General features: G+C 58.0%; 21 protein-coding genes. 12 read left to right on the forward strand and 9 right to left on the reverse strand.

Annotated features, from left to right (window positions below; translation table 11 throughout):
* Positions 1 to 286: 286 nt before the first annotated feature.
* Positions 287 to 811: a DUF4946 domain-containing protein gene (locus tag CKW20_RS15290; RefSeq protein ID WP_095053666.1), complete on the reverse strand. Its 525-nt coding sequence runs from the start codon at positions 809 to 811 to the stop codon at positions 287 to 289.
* 137 nt (positions 812 to 948) lie between these two features.
* Between CKW20_RS15290 and gloA the strand changes: the two genes are divergently transcribed.
* Complete coding sequence (gloA, locus tag CKW20_RS15295) at positions 949 to 1,470, forward strand: lactoylglutathione lyase (RefSeq protein ID WP_095053667.1); 522 nt, start codon at positions 949 to 951, stop codon at positions 1,468 to 1,470.
* 102 nt (positions 1,471 to 1,572) lie between these two features.
* Here the strand turns inward: gloA and ahpF are convergent, their stop codons facing one another.
* From ahpF to CKW20_RS15310, 3 genes are all read right to left on the reverse strand, one after another.
* The gene (gene ahpF / locus CKW20_RS15300; protein ID WP_095053668.1) at positions 1,573 to 3,135 is read right to left on the reverse strand and encodes an alkyl hydroperoxide reductase subunit F; all 1,563 of its coding nucleotides are present in this window, start codon (positions 3,133 to 3,135) and stop codon (positions 1,573 to 1,575) included.
* A gap of 136 nt (positions 3,136 to 3,271) precedes the next feature.
* Positions 3,272 to 3,835: an alkyl hydroperoxide reductase subunit C gene (ahpC, locus tag CKW20_RS15305; protein ID WP_030131433.1), complete on the reverse strand. Its 564-nt coding sequence runs from the start codon at positions 3,833 to 3,835 to the stop codon at positions 3,272 to 3,274.
* Between the two features lie 138 nt (positions 3,836 to 3,973).
* A complete protein-coding gene (locus CKW20_RS15310; protein WP_095053669.1) occupies positions 3,974 to 4,912 on the reverse strand; it encodes a site-specific integrase in 939 nt (312 codons plus the stop codon).
* Between the two features lie 177 nt (positions 4,913 to 5,089).
* Between CKW20_RS15310 and CKW20_RS15315 the strand changes: the two genes are divergently transcribed.
* The gene (locus CKW20_RS15315) at positions 5,090 to 6,109 is read left to right on the forward strand and encodes a DNA-binding protein (protein ID WP_095053670.1); all 1,020 of its coding nucleotides are present in this window, start codon (positions 5,090 to 5,092) and stop codon (positions 6,107 to 6,109) included.
* On the opposite strand, the gene gorA is transcribed toward CKW20_RS15315, so the two are convergent.
* Both gorA and galU read right to left on the reverse strand, forming a co-directional pair.
* Positions 6,106 to 7,464: a glutathione-disulfide reductase gene (gorA, locus tag CKW20_RS15320; protein ID WP_095053671.1), complete on the reverse strand. Its 1,359-nt coding sequence runs from the start codon at positions 7,462 to 7,464 to the stop codon at positions 6,106 to 6,108. The two genes, CKW20_RS15315 and gorA, sit on opposite strands and share 4 nt — an antisense overlap.
* A 129-nt stretch (positions 7,465 to 7,593) precedes the next feature.
* Positions 7,594 to 8,433, reverse strand: a complete 840-nt coding sequence (galU, locus tag CKW20_RS15325; protein ID WP_003182953.1) for a UTP--glucose-1-phosphate uridylyltransferase GalU — start codon at positions 8,431 to 8,433, stop codon at positions 7,594 to 7,596.
* A 241-nt stretch (positions 8,434 to 8,674) separates the two neighbouring features.
* On the opposite strand from galU, the gene CKW20_RS15330 reads away from it, so the two are divergent.
* Positions 8,675 to 8,887: a hypothetical protein gene (locus CKW20_RS15330; protein WP_050683079.1), complete on the forward strand. Its 213-nt coding sequence runs from the start codon at positions 8,675 to 8,677 to the stop codon at positions 8,885 to 8,887.
* Positions 8,888 to 9,012: 125 nt separating this feature from the next.
* Positions 9,013 to 9,294, forward strand: a complete 282-nt coding sequence (locus CKW20_RS15335) for a hypothetical protein (RefSeq protein WP_095053888.1) — start codon at positions 9,013 to 9,015, stop codon at positions 9,292 to 9,294.
* Here the strand turns inward: CKW20_RS15335 and CKW20_RS15340 are convergent, their stop codons facing one another.
* Together CKW20_RS15340 and CKW20_RS15345 are read right to left on the reverse strand one after the other, a co-directional pair.
* Positions 9,295 to 9,525, reverse strand: a complete 231-nt coding sequence (locus CKW20_RS15340) for a hypothetical protein (protein WP_007935641.1) — start codon at positions 9,523 to 9,525, stop codon at positions 9,295 to 9,297.
* A gap of 72 nt (positions 9,526 to 9,597) precedes the next feature.
* Entirely contained in the window at positions 9,598 to 9,954 is a 357-nt protein-coding gene (locus tag CKW20_RS15345) for a hypothetical protein (protein WP_095053672.1), read from the reverse strand.
* Positions 9,955 to 10,166: 212 nt separating this feature from the next.
* On the opposite strand from CKW20_RS15345, the gene CKW20_RS15350 reads away from it, so the two are divergent.
* The 5 genes from CKW20_RS15350 (at position 10,167) to ada (ending at position 13,338) form a co-directional block, all read left to right on the forward strand.
* Positions 10,167 to 10,469: a DUF1883 domain-containing protein gene (locus tag CKW20_RS15350; protein WP_007900033.1), complete on the forward strand. Its 303-nt coding sequence runs from the start codon at positions 10,167 to 10,169 to the stop codon at positions 10,467 to 10,469.
* Between the two features lie 28 nt (positions 10,470 to 10,497).
* The gene (locus CKW20_RS29595) at positions 10,498 to 10,668 is read left to right on the forward strand and encodes a hypothetical protein (protein ID WP_176466905.1); all 171 of its coding nucleotides are present in this window, start codon (positions 10,498 to 10,500) and stop codon (positions 10,666 to 10,668) included.
* A 137-nt stretch (positions 10,669 to 10,805) separates the two neighbouring features.
* A complete protein-coding gene (locus CKW20_RS15360; protein WP_095053674.1) occupies positions 10,806 to 11,516 on the forward strand; it encodes a 2OG-Fe(II) oxygenase in 711 nt (236 codons plus the stop codon).
* Positions 11,506 to 12,186 carry a DNA oxidative demethylase AlkB gene (alkB, locus tag CKW20_RS15365; protein WP_095053675.1) on the forward strand — a complete coding sequence of 227 codons (681 nt, stop codon included), beginning with the start codon at positions 11,506 to 11,508 and terminating at the stop codon, positions 12,184 to 12,186. The genes CKW20_RS15360 and alkB overlap by 11 nt, the downstream gene beginning before the upstream one ends.
* A gap of 87 nt (positions 12,187 to 12,273) precedes the next feature.
* The gene (gene ada / locus CKW20_RS15370; protein ID WP_095053889.1) at positions 12,274 to 13,338 is read left to right on the forward strand and encodes a bifunctional DNA-binding transcriptional regulator/O6-methylguanine-DNA methyltransferase Ada; all 1,065 of its coding nucleotides are present in this window, start codon (positions 12,274 to 12,276) and stop codon (positions 13,336 to 13,338) included.
* Here the strand turns inward: ada and CKW20_RS15375 are convergent, their stop codons facing one another.
* Entirely contained in the window at positions 13,339 to 14,319 is a 981-nt protein-coding gene (locus CKW20_RS15375; RefSeq protein WP_095053676.1) for an MDR family oxidoreductase, read from the reverse strand.
* A 160-nt stretch (positions 14,320 to 14,479) separates the two neighbouring features.
* On the opposite strand from CKW20_RS15375, the gene CKW20_RS15380 reads away from it, so the two are divergent.
* The 3 genes from CKW20_RS15380 (at position 14,480) to modB (ending at position 17,126) form a co-directional block, all read left to right on the forward strand.
* The gene (locus CKW20_RS15380; RefSeq protein WP_095053677.1) at positions 14,480 to 15,544 is read left to right on the forward strand and encodes a nitronate monooxygenase family protein; all 1,065 of its coding nucleotides are present in this window, start codon (positions 14,480 to 14,482) and stop codon (positions 15,542 to 15,544) included.
* A gap of 142 nt (positions 15,545 to 15,686) precedes the next feature.
* Positions 15,687 to 16,445, forward strand: coding sequence for a molybdate ABC transporter substrate-binding protein (gene modA, locus CKW20_RS15385; RefSeq protein WP_095053678.1), 759 nt, complete (start codon positions 15,687 to 15,689; stop codon positions 16,443 to 16,445).
* Positions 16,446 to 17,126, forward strand: a complete 681-nt coding sequence (modB, locus tag CKW20_RS15390) for a molybdate ABC transporter permease subunit (RefSeq protein ID WP_095053679.1) — start codon at positions 16,446 to 16,448, stop codon at positions 17,124 to 17,126. It abuts the gene before it with no gap.
* Positions 17,127 to 17,129 lie beyond the last annotated feature (3 nt).

Here is a 17,129-nt window from a genome sequence, read left to right on the forward strand (position 1 = left end):
AAAAAGGAAGGAAAGTATTAATATCGCGCATAAGAACGCCGGTTTGTTAGATGTGTTTGCTCGCACGAACATCATCAATCAAATCGGCGTTCTTGTTTCTGTGTTTCCCGGGATTCCGTGAAGAACCTTTTTTATGGACAGCATCTAAATGCAACGAAGGTCGTCGATCAACTCGTTACATGTCGATCAACTTTAGGCTTAATCCCTTTGGCTATCTAAAAAATGCCGAACACGTAAAGCTTCGCGGGCAAGCCTCGCTCCTACAGGGATCGCCGCAAACCATAAACTAAAGTTTCAAGCTGTTTCGAGCAGCCTCTATGTCATCCTGACTTGCCTTATAAACCTCTGCCTGCCCCGCATAGGAAAGAACATAGGCCTTATCGGCATCCACTGCAGCGACCAATGTTTGAGACAGCACATGTCGACCGTTCTGCGTAATCGTGCAGGTAGTTTCCAGCGCCGATAGCCGGCTCAAGGTCGTCGGGTGAATTTTGCTGCAGACGCTCTGATACCCACCCTGAAAAAAGTCCTTCTGCACCGATTTGCGCATTTCCAGCAACACACCTTCCAGATTCACCTGGTGACCGCTTTCCACTTGAGTCATGGTCAATTCCATGACCATCACCGGTGTACCATCCTGGGCGTTTTTTACTGCGCGTTGCCGGGAAACCTGTGGTTTGGCCTCGTCTTGCGGGACAGCTTCGACGGTCCATCCATTTGGCCAGGTGATGACCGGAGCCTCTGCATGAGCACTGGTAACACCTGAAAGCAAACACATCAGGACGAACATCAATTGACAGGATCGGATCATTGCGTTGAACACTCACAGATTGAGGGGCAAAGTCTGAGCCTCACCCGGCTGTCAGGCAAGCCTGCGGTTTTGGTTTGGCGATGCCAGAGCCGTTGCGTATCATTGTGAGCATTCTTAGCTTGTTTTCCGGAGGGCCCATGAGCCTGCACGAACTCAACACCTTTCCCGGTGTGACCGCCCAACCCGACACCGCCACCCAGAAATTCGTCTTCAACCACACCATGTTGCGGGTCAAGAACATCACTCAGTCGCTGGACTTCTACACCCGCGTCCTGGGTTTTTCGTTGGTGGAAAAACGTGATTTCCCGGAAGCCGAGTTCAGCCTGTATTTCCTGGCGCTGGTCGATAAAAACCAGATCCCTGCCGATGCCGCTGCTCGCACCGAGTGGATGAAATCGATCCCCGGCATTCTCGAACTGACCCACAACCACGGCACCGAGAACGACGCGGATTTCGCTTATCATAATGGCAACACAGACCCACGCGGCTTCGGCCATATCTGCATTTCGGTGCCGGACATTCGTGCCGCATGCGAGCGCTTCGAATCGCTGGGCTGCGATTTCCAGAAACGCCTGAACGACGGTCGCATGAAGAGCCTGGCCTTCATCAAGGACCCGGATGGTTACTGGGTCGAAATCATTCAGCCCGCACCGATGTAAGCCCCACCGCAGAACTGATCGTTCCCACGCTCTGCGTGGGAACGATCAGACACAAAAAACCCCATGATCGCTCATGGGTTTTTGTGTTTTCAGCATCGGCGTTTATGCCGGCGCCGAGGTGCGGATCAAGTGATCGAATGCGCTCAGGGAAGCCTTGGCGCCCTCGCCCACCGCAATCACGATTTGCTTGTACGGCACGGTGGTCACGTCACCGGCCGCGAACACGCCGGGCATCGACGTTTCACCGCGAGCATCGACAATGATCTCGCCGCGCGGCGACAGCTCGATGGTGCCTTTGAGCCAATCGGTGTTAGGCAACAGACCGATCTGCACGAAAATCCCTTCCAGCTCGACCGTGCGCAACTCGTCCGACTGGCGATCCTTGTAGCGCAGCCCATTGACCTTTTGGCCGTCGCCAGTCACTTCAGTGGTTTGCGCACTGGTGATCACGGTGACGTTCGGCAGGCTGTGCAACTTGCGCTGCAACACCGCATCGGCGCGCAGTTGTACGTCGAACTCCAGCAGGGTTACATGGGACACGATACCGGCCAGGTCGATGGCCGCTTCAACGCCGGAGTTACCGCCACCAATCACCGCCACACGTTTGCCTTTGAACAGCGGACCGTCACAGTGCGGGCAGTACGCCACGCCTTTGTTGCGATATTGCTGCTCACCCGGAACGTTCATTTCACGCCACCGGGCACCGGTCGCCAAAATCACGGTCCTGGCTTTCAAGAACGCGCCGCTGGCGAAATGGATTTCGTGCAGTTCGCCATTTTTGCCCGGCACCAGCTTGTCGGCGCGTTGCAGGTTCATGATGTCCACGTCGTACTGCTTGACGTGTTCTTCCAGCGCCACGGCCAGTTTCGGCCCTTCGGTTTCCTGCACTGAGATGAAGTTCTCGATGGCCATGGTATCGAGCACCTGACCACCAAAACGTTCCGCCGCCACACCGGTGCGAATGCCTTTACGAGCAGCGTAGATCGCCGCCGAAGCACCGGCCGGGCCACCGCCGACGACCAGCACATCGAAGGCTTCTTTGGCGCTGATTTTCTCGGCCTGACGCTCGATGCCACTGGTATCGATCTTGGCGAGGATCTCTTCCAGGCCCATGCGGCCCTGGCCGAAGCTCACACCGTTCAGGTAAATGCTTGGGACGGCCATGATCTGGCGCTCGTCGACTTCAGCCTGAAACAGCGCGCCGTCGATGGCGACGTGACGGATGCACGGGTTCAGCACAGCCATCAGGTTCAGCGCCTGGACCACGTCCGGGCAGTTCTGGCAGGACAGCGAGAAGTAAGTCTCGAAGTTGAACTCGCCTTTGAGCGAGCGGATTTGTTCGATCACTTCGATACTGGCTTTCGAGGGGTGGCCGCCAACTTGCAGCAGGGCCAGCACCAACGAAGTGAATTCGTGGCCCATCGGGATACCGGCAAAACGAAGGCTGATATCGGCCCCTGGGCGATTGATCGAGAACGATGGTTTGCGTGCATCATCACCGTTGTCGAGCAACGTAATCTGGGTGGAAAGACTGGCAACGTCTTTGAGTAATGCGAGCATTTCCTGGGATTTCGCACCGTCGTCGAGGGAGGCAACGATCTCGATCGGCTGGGTGACCCGTTCCAGGTACGATTTCAACTGGGCTTTAAGATTGGCGTCCAACATACGGGCGATTTCCATGTATTTGATAAAAAGAAGTCGAAAAAAAACGCCCGAGCGAATCTCGCCCGGGCGTTTTTTAAGGGCGGTGCAGCTTACTTAGAAGGTGCGGAGTTCCGCCCTGATGAAGCGCGTCACAGACTTAGATCTTGCCGACCAGGTCCAGGGACGGAGCCAGAGTAGCCTCGCCTTCTTTCCACTTGGCTGGGCAAACCTGGCCTGGGTGAGCAGCAACGTACTGAGCCGCCTTGATTTTGCGCAGCAGCTCGGAAGCGTCACGACCTACACCGCCATCGTTGAGTTCAACGATTTTGATCTGGCCTTCAGGGTTGATCACGAAGGTGCCACGGTCAGCCAGACCAGCTTCCTCGATCAGCACGTCGAAGTTGCGGGAGATGACATGAGTCGGGTCGCCGATCATCGTGTACTGGATTTTGCCGATGGCTGGCGAAGTGTTGTGCCAGGCAGCATGGGCAAAGTGGGTATCGGTGGAAACGCTGTAGATCTCAACGCCCAGTTTCTCGAACTCAGCGTAGTTGTCAGCCAGGTCTTCCAGTTCGGTCGGGCAAACGAAGGTGAAGTCGGCTGGGTAGAAGAACACGACAGACCACTTGCCTTTCAGGTCAGCGTCCGACACTTTTACGAAGTCGCCATTTTTAAAGGCGTCAGCTTTGAACGGTTTAACTTGGCTGTTAATGATAGGCATCGATGACTCTCCGTCAGGGGTTAAGAAGTTGATGGAGTGAATCCTACCCACCCGATCGCCGGTTGGCTCATTGGCAAACCTGATGCTGCTGATTGGTTTTCGCTATTAGCCGACAGTATTAATAGAAGAAAACGTGATCTACGGCGTCAACGGCTTTTCAGCGATTCGAGTCATCCCGATAAACGGGCTGGCTTCAACATAGCGCATGGCGGACTTCATATCCTTCCAGCCCACGTAACTCATCAACGACTTCAAATCCCAACCGCTCTGATGGGCCCAAGTGGCAAAGCCACGACGCAAGGAGTGACTGGTGTAGTGCTCGGCCGAAATGCCCGCACGCTCCAGAGCCTGGCGCAACAACGGGATCACGCTATTGGCGTGCAAGCCCTCCTCGCTCAAATGGCCCCAGCGGTCGATACCCCGGAACACTGGCCCGCGGACCAATGCGGCGTCAGTGATCCATTGGATATAGGCCTGCACCGGACACAAGCGCTGCAAGGCCGGCGTTTGGTACGTCTGGCCGAGGTTTTCTCGGTCGCTCTTGCTGCGAGGCAGGTAGAGGGTGATGCCTGAGCCGGCGTGGGCCTGCACATGTTCAATCTGCACGCGGCACAACTCATCACTACGGAAACCGCGCCAGAAGCCCAGCAGGATCAACGCCATGTCGCGCCTGGCCCGCAGCAATCCCGGTTGATCGCCCTGCGCCTTGGCGGTTTGCGCTTCTTGCTCCAGCCAGGCAACGACTTGCTCCAGATGCTGAAGCTGCAACGGCTCGGCCTGTTTTTCCTGGGCCGGGTGCAGCGCACGAATGCCCTTGAACACTTTGCGCACCACGGGCGCCTTGGTGGGATCGGCGAAACCCTGACTGTTGTGCCACTGCGCCAACGCGGACAAGCGCAACTTCAAGGTGTTGATCGAGAGCACGCCCGCATGAGCCACGAGATAGCGCGCCACGCTATCGCCGGTCGCCGGCAGGAACCCGCCCCAACTGACTTCGAAATGCTCGATGGCCGCGCGATAGCTGCGACGGGTGTTGTCGCGCGTGGCGGCTTGCAGGTAACGATCCAGCTCGGTCATGGGCTCACTTCTCAAAAACGTACCGCTCTGGCGGGTGAAACCCGGATTACAGCTCATCACACGGGGTAATACCAGTATATCCCGCATGATTAAACATAGAATTTTAACTTTGTTCGCATCATGGTACAGTGCGCAAATTGGTGGTACGTACCACAGTATCAAATCGTAGGAGAACACATGGCACGTGGCGGCGTAAACAAGGCACTGGTGCAGGCGGCACGCTTGGCAATCCTCGCCCGGGGCGAACATCCGAGCATCGACGCGGTGCGGATAGAAATGGGCAATACCGGTTCAAAAACTACAATCCATCGCTATATGAAGGAGCTCGATGACGGCGCCGAACCCGAGCAAGCACCTTCCGAACCTATCGATGATGAGCTGACAAGCTTGGTATCACGCCTGGCGCAACGCCTGAAAGAACAGGCGCAAGAGCCCATCGACCAGGCACGCGCACAGTTCGAGCAACAACGAAAAGACTTGGAAACGCAGCTGCATGAGGCCCGCGAGGCCAATACCGAATTGCAGCAGCAATACGAAATTCAAAGCCTGGCGCTGACCCAGGAATCAGCAGAACTGCACGACACCCGCTCCACGCTGCAAACCGAGCAAACACGCAATGCTGGACTGAACCAGGCGCTGGCAGATTTCGAATTACGCTTGCAGGACAAGGACGAGCAGATCCGCTCACTGGAAGAAAAGCACCTGCACGCCCGCGAAGCGCTGGAACACTACCGCAACGCCGTCAAAGACCAACGCGAGCAGGAACAGCGCCGCCACGAAGGTCAGGTGCAACAGATTCAAATGGAGTTGCGTCAGGCGCAGCAAAGCGCACTGGTTCGCCAGGATGAAATCACCCAACTGCATCGCGACAACGAGCGCTTACTGACGGAAAACCGTGGAACGCTGCGGGAGTTGAGCACGCTGCAAGAGCAACTCAAGCACACCAACAGCCGACAGGATCAGCTGCTGGAACAGATCAACCGTATCGACAGCGAACGCACCCTCCTCCAGGAACGCTTGCGCATTGCCTTATTGGAAAGCCAATCACTCAAGCAGGCCAACGAAGAGCAGTTGCACATCAACAAAGCGCTGGAAGTTGAACTGATCAAGCTGCAGGCCAGCCTGGATGAAAGCGTGCGTCTGGCCGCCGTCGTTGCGACAGAGCCAGACGCATCAGCGCCGCGAAAAGACGATTAACCCGCAACCGGCGTACGCATGGTGACGAACTCTTCGGCGGCCGTCGGATGTACGCCGATGGTTTCGTCGAAATCGCGCTTGGTCGCGCCCGCCTTCAGGGCAATCGCCAATCCTTGCACGATCTCGCCGGCCTCCGGGCCGACCATGTGGCACCCCAAGACTTTGTCGGTCTTGGCGTCCACCACCAGCTTCATCAACGTGCGCTCCTGGCATTCGGTCAGAGTCAGCTTCATCGGCCGGAAACGGCTTTCGAAGATCACCACATCGTGTCCGGCCTCTCGCGCCTCTTCTTCGGTCAGGCCGACAGTGCCAATATTCGGCAAGCTGAACACCGCGGTCGGGATCATCTTGTAATCCACCGGGCGATATTGCTCGGGCTTGAACAAACGTCGCGCCACGGCCATGCCTTCGGCCAGCGCGACCGGCGTGAGCTGCACCCGACCGATTACATCGCCAAGCGCCAGGATCGATGGCTCTGCGGTTTGATACTGCTCATCAACCTCGACAAAACCTTTCTTGTCGAGGTTGACGCCGGTGTTTTCCAACCCCAGGTTATCGAGCATCGGACGCCGGCCGGTGGCGTAGAACACGCAGTCCGCCTCCAGTACGCGACCATCCTTGAGCGTGGCTTTCAGGCTGCCATCGGCTTGTTTATCGATGCGCTCGATGTCGGCATTGAACTGCAGGTTCATGCCGCGCTTGGTCAGCTCTTCCTGCAAATGCTTGCGCACCGCACCGTCGAAGCCGCGCAGGAACAGATCACCGCGATACAGCAGCGTGGTCTCGGCACCCAATCCGTGGAAAATCCCGGCAAACTCCACCGCGATGTAACCACCACCGACCACCAGAACGCGCTTCGGCAACTCTTTAAGGAAGAACGCCTGATTGGAACTGATCGCGTGCTCGTGCCCCGGAATCTCCGGAATCTGTGGCCAGCCACCGGTAGCGATCAGAATGTTTTTGGCGGTGTAGCGTTTGCCATCGAACTCGATGGTATGCGGATCGACGATTTTCGCGTGGCCTTCATGCAAGGTCACGCCGCTGTTGACCAGCAGATTGCGATAGATGCCGTTCAGGCGATTGATCTCGCGATCCTTGTTGGCAATCAGCGTCGCCCAGTCGAACTCTGCCTCACCCGGGGTCCAGCCAAAACCTTGCGACTGCTCGAAGTCTTCAGCGAAGTGCGCGCCGTAGACCAGCAATTTTTTCGGCACGCAGCCGACATTCACACACGTACCGCCCAAGTAGCGGCTCTCGGCCACGGCGACTTTCGCACCAAAACCAGCCGCAAATCGCGCAGCGCGCACACCGCCGGAACCGGCGCCAATTACATACAGGTCAAAATCGTAGGCCATTTCAATCTCCTTGGCAGGTGACCAGCATACCTGCGGACGGTCTTTGGGCAAGCGCTGCAGACTATTTGGGGCCAGAAAATGAAAAAGCCACCCGAAGGTGGCTTTTCAGTACAAGCAGCTCAGGCGCTATCAGTAAGCCTTGCCAGTCTTGTAGAAGTTCTCGAAGCAGAAGTTGGTCGCGTCGATGTAGCCTTCGGCGCCACCGCAGTCGAAACGCTTGCCTTTGAACTTGTAGGCCATGACGCAGCCGTTTTGGGCCTGCTTCATCAGGGCGTCGGTGATCTGGATTTCGCCGCCCTTGCCTGGCTCGGTCTGTTCGATCAGGTCGAAGATGTCCGGAGTCAGGATGTAACGGCCGATGATTGCCAGGTTCGACGGCGCATCTTCAGGCTTTGGCTTCTCGACCATGCTGTGAACGCGATAGATGTCGTCGCGAATCATCTCGCCGGCAATCACGCCGTACTTGTTGGTTTCTTGCGGGTCGACTTCCTGGATGGCCACGATCGAGCAGCGGAACTGCTTGTACAGCTTGACCATCTGGGTCAGTACGCCGTCACCTTCGAGGTTGACGCACAAGTCATCCGCCAGTACCACGGCGAACGGTTCGTCACCGATCAACGGGCGGCCCGTCAGAATTGCGTGGCCCAAGCCTTTCATTTCGGTCTGGCGAGTGTAGGAGAACGAGCACTCGTCGAGCAGTTTACGGATACCGACCAGGTATTTTTCCTTGTCGGTGCCCTTGATCTGGTTTTCCAGCTCGTAGCTGATGTCGAAGTGGTCTTCCAGGGCGCGCTTGCCACGACCGGTAACGATCGAGATTTCGGTCAACCCGGCGTCCAGTGCTTCTTCGACGCCGTACTGGATCAGTGGCTTGTTTACCACCGGCAGCATTTCTTTGGGCATGGCTTTAGTCGCTGGCAGGAAGCGAGTACCGTAACCGGCTGCTGGGAACAAGCATTTCTTGATCATATAAGTCCTTGAAAGGGCTGTGTGTACGAGTTTCGGCGCAGTCTAATCAGGCGGCGCGCACCTTACAATGCCCCGCACTGGCTAACCGATGCCATCATAGAGAAATAAACCGGCGAATAGTTCAATCGCCTTCCGGTTCGACGGATCGACGGATCGAGCGGTCCCACTCTACGCCCATGAGCGCCGTTTGCGTGCATTTGACGTATCATGGCCGCCTTGATCCCGCCAACGAGGCAGTTATATGTCGGCAGCACAAAACGCAAACGGTTATTCGGTCAGCCAGGACGAGGACGGTCAGTGGTGGATAGTCAATTACCACGGCGAACAGGTCGCCGGCCCATTGCCCAGCAAGGCGATGGCGGTGGAAGTGGCTGCGGTGTTCCAGGACGACCGCTCTGCCCCGGCCGCACCCCGTGAAGCAGCGCCAGCTCGGAGCCCCCGCCGCAAGAAATGACCAGGACCGGCCCCGGCAAATGCCGTTCGAGCATTGAACGGGGACTCGGTGATGGGTTTATCTGTACCGAAATGGCCATTCGCTATACCCTCGCGCCAGCCCTTCCCCTCCCGATGACTGATTTCATGAAAACGATACTGGCGCTGTTTGCAGTTCTGGCCTTGGCGGGCTGTGCCTCGGCTGAAAAAACCTACCTGGACAATGGTGAACAGGGGCTGACCATCGATTGCTCCGGCGAGGCCAATTCCTGGGCCACCTGCTACGAAAAAGCCGATGCCTCTTGCGCCGGAACCGGCTATCGGATTGTCGGTACCGATGGCACACCGTCGCCCCAGGAAAGCGACAAGACCCTGGGCGTCGACGTCGGCAACTACAAAAATCGCAGCGTGGTGGTGGTCTGCAAGTAGCTACATATGAATTTCGGCGAATTTGATCCCGAGCCCGCGCACAGTCTCGATCAAATCATCGAGGCGACTGAAGGACTCGACTTCATCGTTGTCATCCACCAGGAAAAAACTGCGCCCGGCGCTTTTCTTGAAAAACACGATCCACTCCCCCGGATTCGCCGGGTTCTGAATCACGTGGGTGGCAGAGATATGACCCTCTGCATGGCGCTCCCGCACCTGCTCTCGCTTCATGCTCGACTCCAGAAATGACAATGCCGTCAAAGCGCGACTTTGACGGCATCAATGCTGACTGGGGGTAGTTTATCAGCCGGATATGCACGCGGTGGCGGCGTTGCGTACATCCCATGGGCGCAAGGGCACATTGGAGATGCGTTCATGCAGCTTGATGCTGCTGCCGCCGGAGCGGTCTTCGATGTCAAACACCGCTGCCGGCCCCGATGAGAGCTTCTGCGGCACGATAACCCGCACGCCTTCTTTGTGCGGCTCGACTTGCAAGGCTCCACGGCTAGCGGCCAATTTCTCGACCAGACACTGCGCGTATTCATGGGGCTTCTTGCCTGAAATCACGCTCATGGTGGGCAGTGATTCATTGATGTCCGAGACATTTGCACATCCACTCACTGTCAATGCCAACGGCACGACCAGAACCCCCCACTTCATACAAAACCTCCGATAAAGACCCTCCGACAGCACAAATACTGTTTTTCTCCGAGACTCACTGCTTTTATCGCTCATAGAATTCCGAATAACTGTTTTTAATTGTCAAAGCGGACCCCGACAGCCGGATAATAACCTGTTCGGGCTGATAAACTGCGCCAATCGCCCATGCTATCGTTTTGATTTTGTAGAAAAAGCCCTTCTGGAGGCGCCTCATGAAATTTATCCACCAGCGCGAGCACCTCAACGAAGACGACATCGTCGTCATCCAGTGCTCGCAAATGTGCAACATCCGCTTGATGAACGACGCCAACTTCCGCAGCTTCAAGAATGGCGGCCGTCATACTTACCACGGCGGCGCATTCGACACCTTCCCGGCCCGGATCACTGCGCCAAGCACTGGCTTCTGGAACATCACCATCGACACGGTCAATCGCCGGCCGATCAGCGTGACTCGCAAACCGACCCTGACGCACTCGATCAAAATCATCCGCCGCTCTAGCTCGAAACTGAGCTGAGCCCACACCAAAACAGGCAGGTATGACCGTGGCTCAGACGACCAAGTACGTCATCAAATACAAACTCAACGGCGAGCGCCGCTTCGAATTCGCCCAGCTTGAAAACGGCACCGAAGAAGAAGCCAGGGCTGCACTGGACGTTATTCATGGCCAGACTGAAGATGTCATCAGCGAGATCAGCGTGAGCAAAGCGCTGTAAAGCGATCTGGAGCGATCTGGAGCGACAACATGGACGTCTGCTCCCCTTTCGAATTCGACCGCAAGCGCCGGAGTGTCCACTCCCCAAACACACATTAAACTGGCCGCCTCGACCTTTTGGTCAAGGAGTCAGAACCCTTGTTTACCGACCCGATTCGCAACGATTCCCTCGACTGGGGCCGGCTTGAGCAGCGACTCGATCAGGATGGCTGCGCAGTTATCAGCTCGCTGTTAAGCCCTGAGACCTGCGATGAAATAAGCGCCCTGTACGAGCGGCCCGAACCCTTTCGCTCGAAAGTGGTGATGGCTCGCCACGGTTTTGGCCGTGGCGAGTACAAATACTTCCGATACCCGCTGCCGGATCCGGTGGCCTCGTTGCGTAGCGCGCTTTACCCTCGACTGGTTCCCATTGCCAATCGCTGGTACGAATCCATGGGCCTGCCGACCCGTTTCCCCGAATCGCACGAAGCGTTTTTGCAACGCTGTCATGCCGCCGGTCAGGAACGCCCGACACCTTTGTTGCTGCAATACGGCCCGCAGGATTACAACTGTTTGCACCAGGATCTGTACGGCGAACACGTCTTTCCGCTGCAAGTGGCGATTCTTCTGTCAGAACCGGGTGAGGATTTTACCGGCGGTGAGTTTGTGCTGACCGAACAACGTCCACGGATGCAGTCGCGCCCGCAAGTCATCGGTCTGAAGAAAGGCGACGCGCTGATTTTTGCCGTGAATCAACGCCCGGTAAAAGGCGTTCGTGGCTATTACCGAGTGACCCTGCGTCACGGCGTGAGTCGCCTGCACAGTGGAAAACGGCATACCCTTGGAATCATCTTTCACGATGCGCTATGACCCCATGAGCCCGATCACCCTCGATCTGTTTGCCGACGCTGAACCCGAGCAGCAACCCAGGCGCGAGCAAATCGGCGAACAATCCTGCGTTCTTAGAGGCTTCGCCCTGCCTTGGCTCGAGCGGTTGCTGCCGACGCTGGATGCGGTTCTGGCAGCAGCCCCTTTTCGGCAGATGGTCACACCCGGCGGCTTTACCATGTCGGTGGCCCTGAGCAGTTGCGGCACCTGGGGCTGGACGACTGACCGTAGCGGCTACAAGTACACCCGCAACGATCCGCAGACCGGCCTGCCCTGGCCTGAAATGCCCGAGGTGTTTTTCGAACTCGCACAAGCGGCGGCGCGAGAGGCAGGGTTTATCGATTTCGTGCCTGATTCCTGCCTGATCAACCGCTATATTCCCGGTGCCAGAATGTCGTTGCATCAGGACAAAAACGAAGGTTCCCACACCGCCCCCATCGTGTCGGTGTCCTTGGGGTTGCCGGCGACATTTCTGTTCGGCGGCTTCGAACGCAGCGCCAAAAGCCAGCGGGTGCCGTTATTGCATGGCGATATCGTGGTCTGGGGCGGCGTGGATCGTTTGCGTTATCACGGCATATTGCCGATCAAGGAGGGTTATCACTCTCAGTTGGGCGAACAACGGATCAACTTCACCTTTCGTACTGCTGGATGAAGCCGTCGAATTCGACCGCAAGACCCGGAGTGTGGCGCCCCTGCCGGCTAGTTAATCTGCATGAAACGGGTCAACGGACATGAAGCCATGACAACTCATTCGAAAAACATCGCCACCGAAAACGATCCTCGCTGGGCCGCTGTGGTCGCGCGCGATCCCCGCGCCGACGGGCAGTTTGTATATGCGGTGAAAACCACCGGCATCTACTGCCGTCCCAGCAGTCTGGCGCGCTTGCCGAAGCCGCAGAATGTCGAGTTTTTTGACACGGCCGAGCAAGCTCAGGCGGCAGGGTATCGTCCCAGCAAACGGGCCGCTAAAGATCAAAGCGACGTCGCCGCACAGCATGCCACGACCGTAGCCGCCGCATGCCGTCACATCGAATCCGCCGAGACCTTGCCGGCGCTGAATGAACTGGCGGACGCAGCCGGCCTGAGCAGCTTCCACTTCCATCGCGTATTCAAAGCCGTCACCGGCCTGACGCCCAAGGGCTACGCGACGGCCCACCGCTCGCGCAAGGTTCGCGAACGCCTGGCGGACGGCAGAACGGTCACCGACGCGGTGTATGACGCCGGCTTCAACTCCAACAGCCGTTTCTACGAGGCGGCGGATCAACTGCTGGGCATGAAGCCCGGCGACTACCGCGCGGCCGGGCAGAATAACGACATTCGTTTTGCCGTCGGCCAGTGTTCCCTCGGGGCGATTCTGGTGGCGCAAAGTGAGCGCGGCGTCTGCGCGATTCTGCTGGGGGACGACCCGCATCAATTGGTCTGTGATCTGCAGGACAAGTTTCGGCGCGCCAACCTGATTGGCGCCGATCATGAGTTCGAACAGTTGATCGCCAAAGTGGTGGGTTTTATCGAAGCCCCGGCCCTCGGCCTGGACTTGCCGCTGGATGTACGCGGCACGGCGTTTCAGGAGCGGGTGTGGCAAGCCTTGCGGGAGATTCCCGCCGGCAGCACCGCCAGTTATGCCGATATCGCTCAGCGCATCGGCGCACCGAAAGCCATGCGCGCCGTGGCCCAGGCCTGTGGCGCGAACAGCCTCGCGGTGGCGATCCCTTGCCATCGTGTGGTGCGCAGCGACGGCAATCTGTCGGGCTATCGCTGGGGCGTGGAACGCAAGCGTCAGTTGCTGGAACGCGAGACCCGCTAATCAGCGATTCACATCCACCACCCGACCGCGCAACTGGCCCGCGAGCAAGCGCGGTGCGGCATCGATGGCTTCACTCAAGCCGATTTCGTGACTGATCAGCGGCAGCAAGGCGAAATCCAGATCCTTGGCCAGGCGATTCCAGGCCAGTATCCGCTTGGCTTTGGGTTGGGTCACGCTGTTGATGCCGGCCAAGGTCACACCACGCAAAATGAACGGTGCAACGGAGGCCGGGAAGTCCATGCCTTGGGCCAGACCGCAGGCAGCGACGGTGCCGTTGGCTCGGGTGCTGGCGCAAGCGTTGGCTAGCGTGTGACTGCCGACCGAATCGATCACCGCCGCCCAGCGCTCTTTGGCCAGCGGTTTGCCCGGCTCGGACAATATGGCGCGATCGATGATTTCACAGGCACCCAATTGCTTGAGGTACTCGTGTTCAGAGGTGCGGCCGGTGGAGGCCACCACGCGATAGCCGAGCTTGCTCAGCAACGCGATGGCGAAACTGCCTACGCCACCGTTGGCGCCTGTCACCAGCACTTCGCCTTGCTCGGGATTCACACCGTTGTGTTCCAGCGCCAGGATGCTCAGCATCGCCGTGTAGCCGGCCGTCCCGATAGCCATCGCTTGCGCGGCGGTGAATGCTTCGGGCAACGGGATCAGCCAGTCGCCATTCAGGCGAGCTTTCTGCGCCAGTCCGCCCCAGTGTCCTTCGCCCGCACCCCAACCATTGAGCAGGACTTGATCGCCAACCTTGTAGTCCGGATGACTGCTGACTTCGACAGTGCCGGCCAGATCGATCCCCGGCACCATCGGGAATTTGCGCACCACCGGGCTGGCGCCGGTAATCGCCAGGCCATCCTTGAAGTTCAGCGTGCTGTACGCCACACGCACGGTCACATCGCCTTCAGGCAATTGATCGTCATTGATCTCTTGCAGGGTGGCCCGGTAACCGCTGTCGTCCTTGTCGATCAAAATGCCTTTGAACATCACTGCCTCCCGATGGAATCGCTCAGTTGTCGTGCTGTTGAAATAACACATGAAAACACATCGCCGTAGCCGACTTTAAGCCAATCCTCAAACTCGGCTGGCCTTGTGTCAGTCATTACTGATACAAATTCGCTTCTACCGACGTCGGAGAACACCGCACATGAGTCAATGGCCAGACACCCGCATTCTTGACCTGCTCGGGATCGAACTGCCGATCATCCAGGCCCCGCTGGCTGGCGCGACGACGTCGGCCATGGTGATTGCGGTGAGCAACACTGGCGGCCTGGGCTCGATGCCCGCCGCAATGCTGAGCATCGAGCAGTTGCGCGAGGAGCTGAAGACGATTCGCCAACACACCCAACGCCCGTTCAACGTCAATTTCTTCTGCCATCAGCCTCCTGCGCCCGATGAGCAACGCGCCCGAGACTGGAAGAATCTGCTGGAACCGTACTACCGGGAATTGGGGGTCGATTTCGACGCACCGACGCCGGTGTCCAATCGTGCACCGTTCGATAATGCAGCCTGCGAAGTGCTCGAAGAGTTTCGTCCTGAAGTGGTGAGTTTTCACTTCGGCCTGCCGGAAAAGTCGCTGCTGGATCGGGTAAAAGCCACCGGGGCGAAAGTGCTTTCCTCGGCAACGACAGTCGAAGAAGCCGTCTGGCTGGAGCAGCATGGCTGCGATGCGATTATCGCCATGGGTTACGAGGCTGGCGGCCACCGGGGGATGTTCCTCAGTGATGACTTGAGCAGCCAGGTGGGGACCTTTGCCCTGGTGCCACAAATCGTCGACGCAGTGAACGTGCCGGTGATTGCGGCGGGCGGGATTGGCGATGCGCGGGGCGTTGCGGCGGCATTTCTGCTGGGCGCCTCGGCGGTTCAGGTGGGAACGGCTTATTTGTTCACGCCGGAGGCCAAGGTCAGCGCTTCTCATCGCAAGGCATTGCGCACGGCCAAGGAAAGTGAAACGGCGGTCACCAACATTTTCACCGGGCGCCCGGCACGCGGGATTCTCAATCGGGTGATGCGTGAACTGGGGCCGATGTGCGCCAAAGCGCCAGCCTTCCCCCTGGCCGGCGGTGCGTTGATGCCATTGCGGGCCAAAGGGGAAGCGGATTTCAGCAGCCTTTGGGCCGGGCAGGCGTTCACGTTGGGCGTTGAAATGACTTCGGCAGAGCTGACCCGGCGTTTGGCCGAGGAAGGACTAGCGAAGTTGGTCCGTCAGTAGGAAAGGTCCCTGTAGCAGCCTGCGGAAGCTGCTACAGGAGCGCGCATGATTCAATGTGTGCATCTCATTCATTCCGTTTACAGGCGATTCGCTATATATTCCACTATATAGCGTTTCATCTCGCCTGCCACGGAGCCGTTTCATGATCATTCGTGCCTCACGTATTGCCCCCGCGTGCCTGTTCACCGTGTTCGCTTTCGGGTCCGCCCAGGCGGATGAAGTCCAGGTCGCTGTTGCCGCCAACTTCACCGCGCCGATCCTGGCCATCGCGGCCGATTTCGAGAAAGACACCGGGCACAAATTGGTCACATCCTTTGGTGCAACCGGCCAGTTCTACACCCAAATCAAGAACGGCGCGCCGTTCGAAGTATTCCTCTCGGCAGACGACACCACTCCGAAAAAGCTCGAAACTGAAGGCGACACGGTCAAAGGCTCGCGCTTCACCTACGCCATCGGCACCCTGGCGCTGTGGTCGGCCAAGGACGGTTACGTCGACGCCACGGGCAAAGTGCTGAGCGACAATCAATATCAGCATCTGTCCATCGCCAACCCGAAAGCTGCCCCATATGGCCTGGCCGCCACCCAAGTGCTGGCCAAGCAGAGCCTGACCGACAAGGTCAAAGGCAAGATCGTCGAAGGCCAGAACATCACCCAGGCCTACCAATTCGTCTCCACCGGCAATGCCGAACTCGGTTTTGTGGCCTTGTCGCAGATCTACAAAGACGGCAAAGTCACCAGCGGTTCGGCCTGGATCGTTCCGGCCGACATGCACGACCCGATCAAACAAGACGCGGTGATCCTCAACAAGGGCAAGGACAACCCGGCCGCCAAGGCGCTGGTTGACTACCTCAAAGGTCCGAAAGCCGCCGCTGTTATCAAATCCTACGGTTACCAACTCTAAATGACGCTATCGAGTGCCGATTATTCCGCCATCTGGCTGACCCTCAAACTGGCGTCCCTGACGACCGTGATCCTGTTGGTCATCGGCACTCCGATTGCGTTGTGGCTGTCGCGTACCCAGTCCTGGTTGCGCGGCCCGATCGGGGCGATCGTCGCCCTGCCCCTGGTGCTGCCGCCCACGGTTATTGGTTTTTACTTGTTGCTGGCGCTCGGCCCGAACGGCTGGATCGGTCAGTTCACCCAATCGTTGGGACTTGGCACCTTGACCTTCAGTTTTGCGGGGCTGGTGATTGGCTCGGTGCTGTACTCGATGCCGTTTGTGGTACAACCGCTGCAAAATGCTTTTTCCGCCATCGGCACTCGCCCATTGGAAGTGGCTGCCACCTTGCGCGCCAATCCCTGGGACACGTTCTTCAGCGTGATTGTGCCGCTGGCCCGCCCCGGTTTCATCACGGCGGCTATTCTCGGTTTCGCCCACACCGTCGGCGAGTTCGGGGTGGTGCTGATGATTGGCGGCAACATTCCCGACAAGACCCGCGTGGTCTCGGTGCAGATCTACGATCACGTCGAAGCCATGGAATACGCCCAGGCTCATTGGCTGGCCGGGGTGATGCTGGTGTTCTCCTTTGTGGTATTGCTGGCGCTCTACTCCAGCCGTAAAACCAAAGCGGCCTGGAGCTGATCG

Source organism: Pseudomonas sp. Irchel s3b2 (assembly GCF_900187445.1).
Taxonomy (GTDB): Bacteria; Pseudomonadota; Gammaproteobacteria; order Pseudomonadales; family Pseudomonadaceae; genus Aquipseudomonas.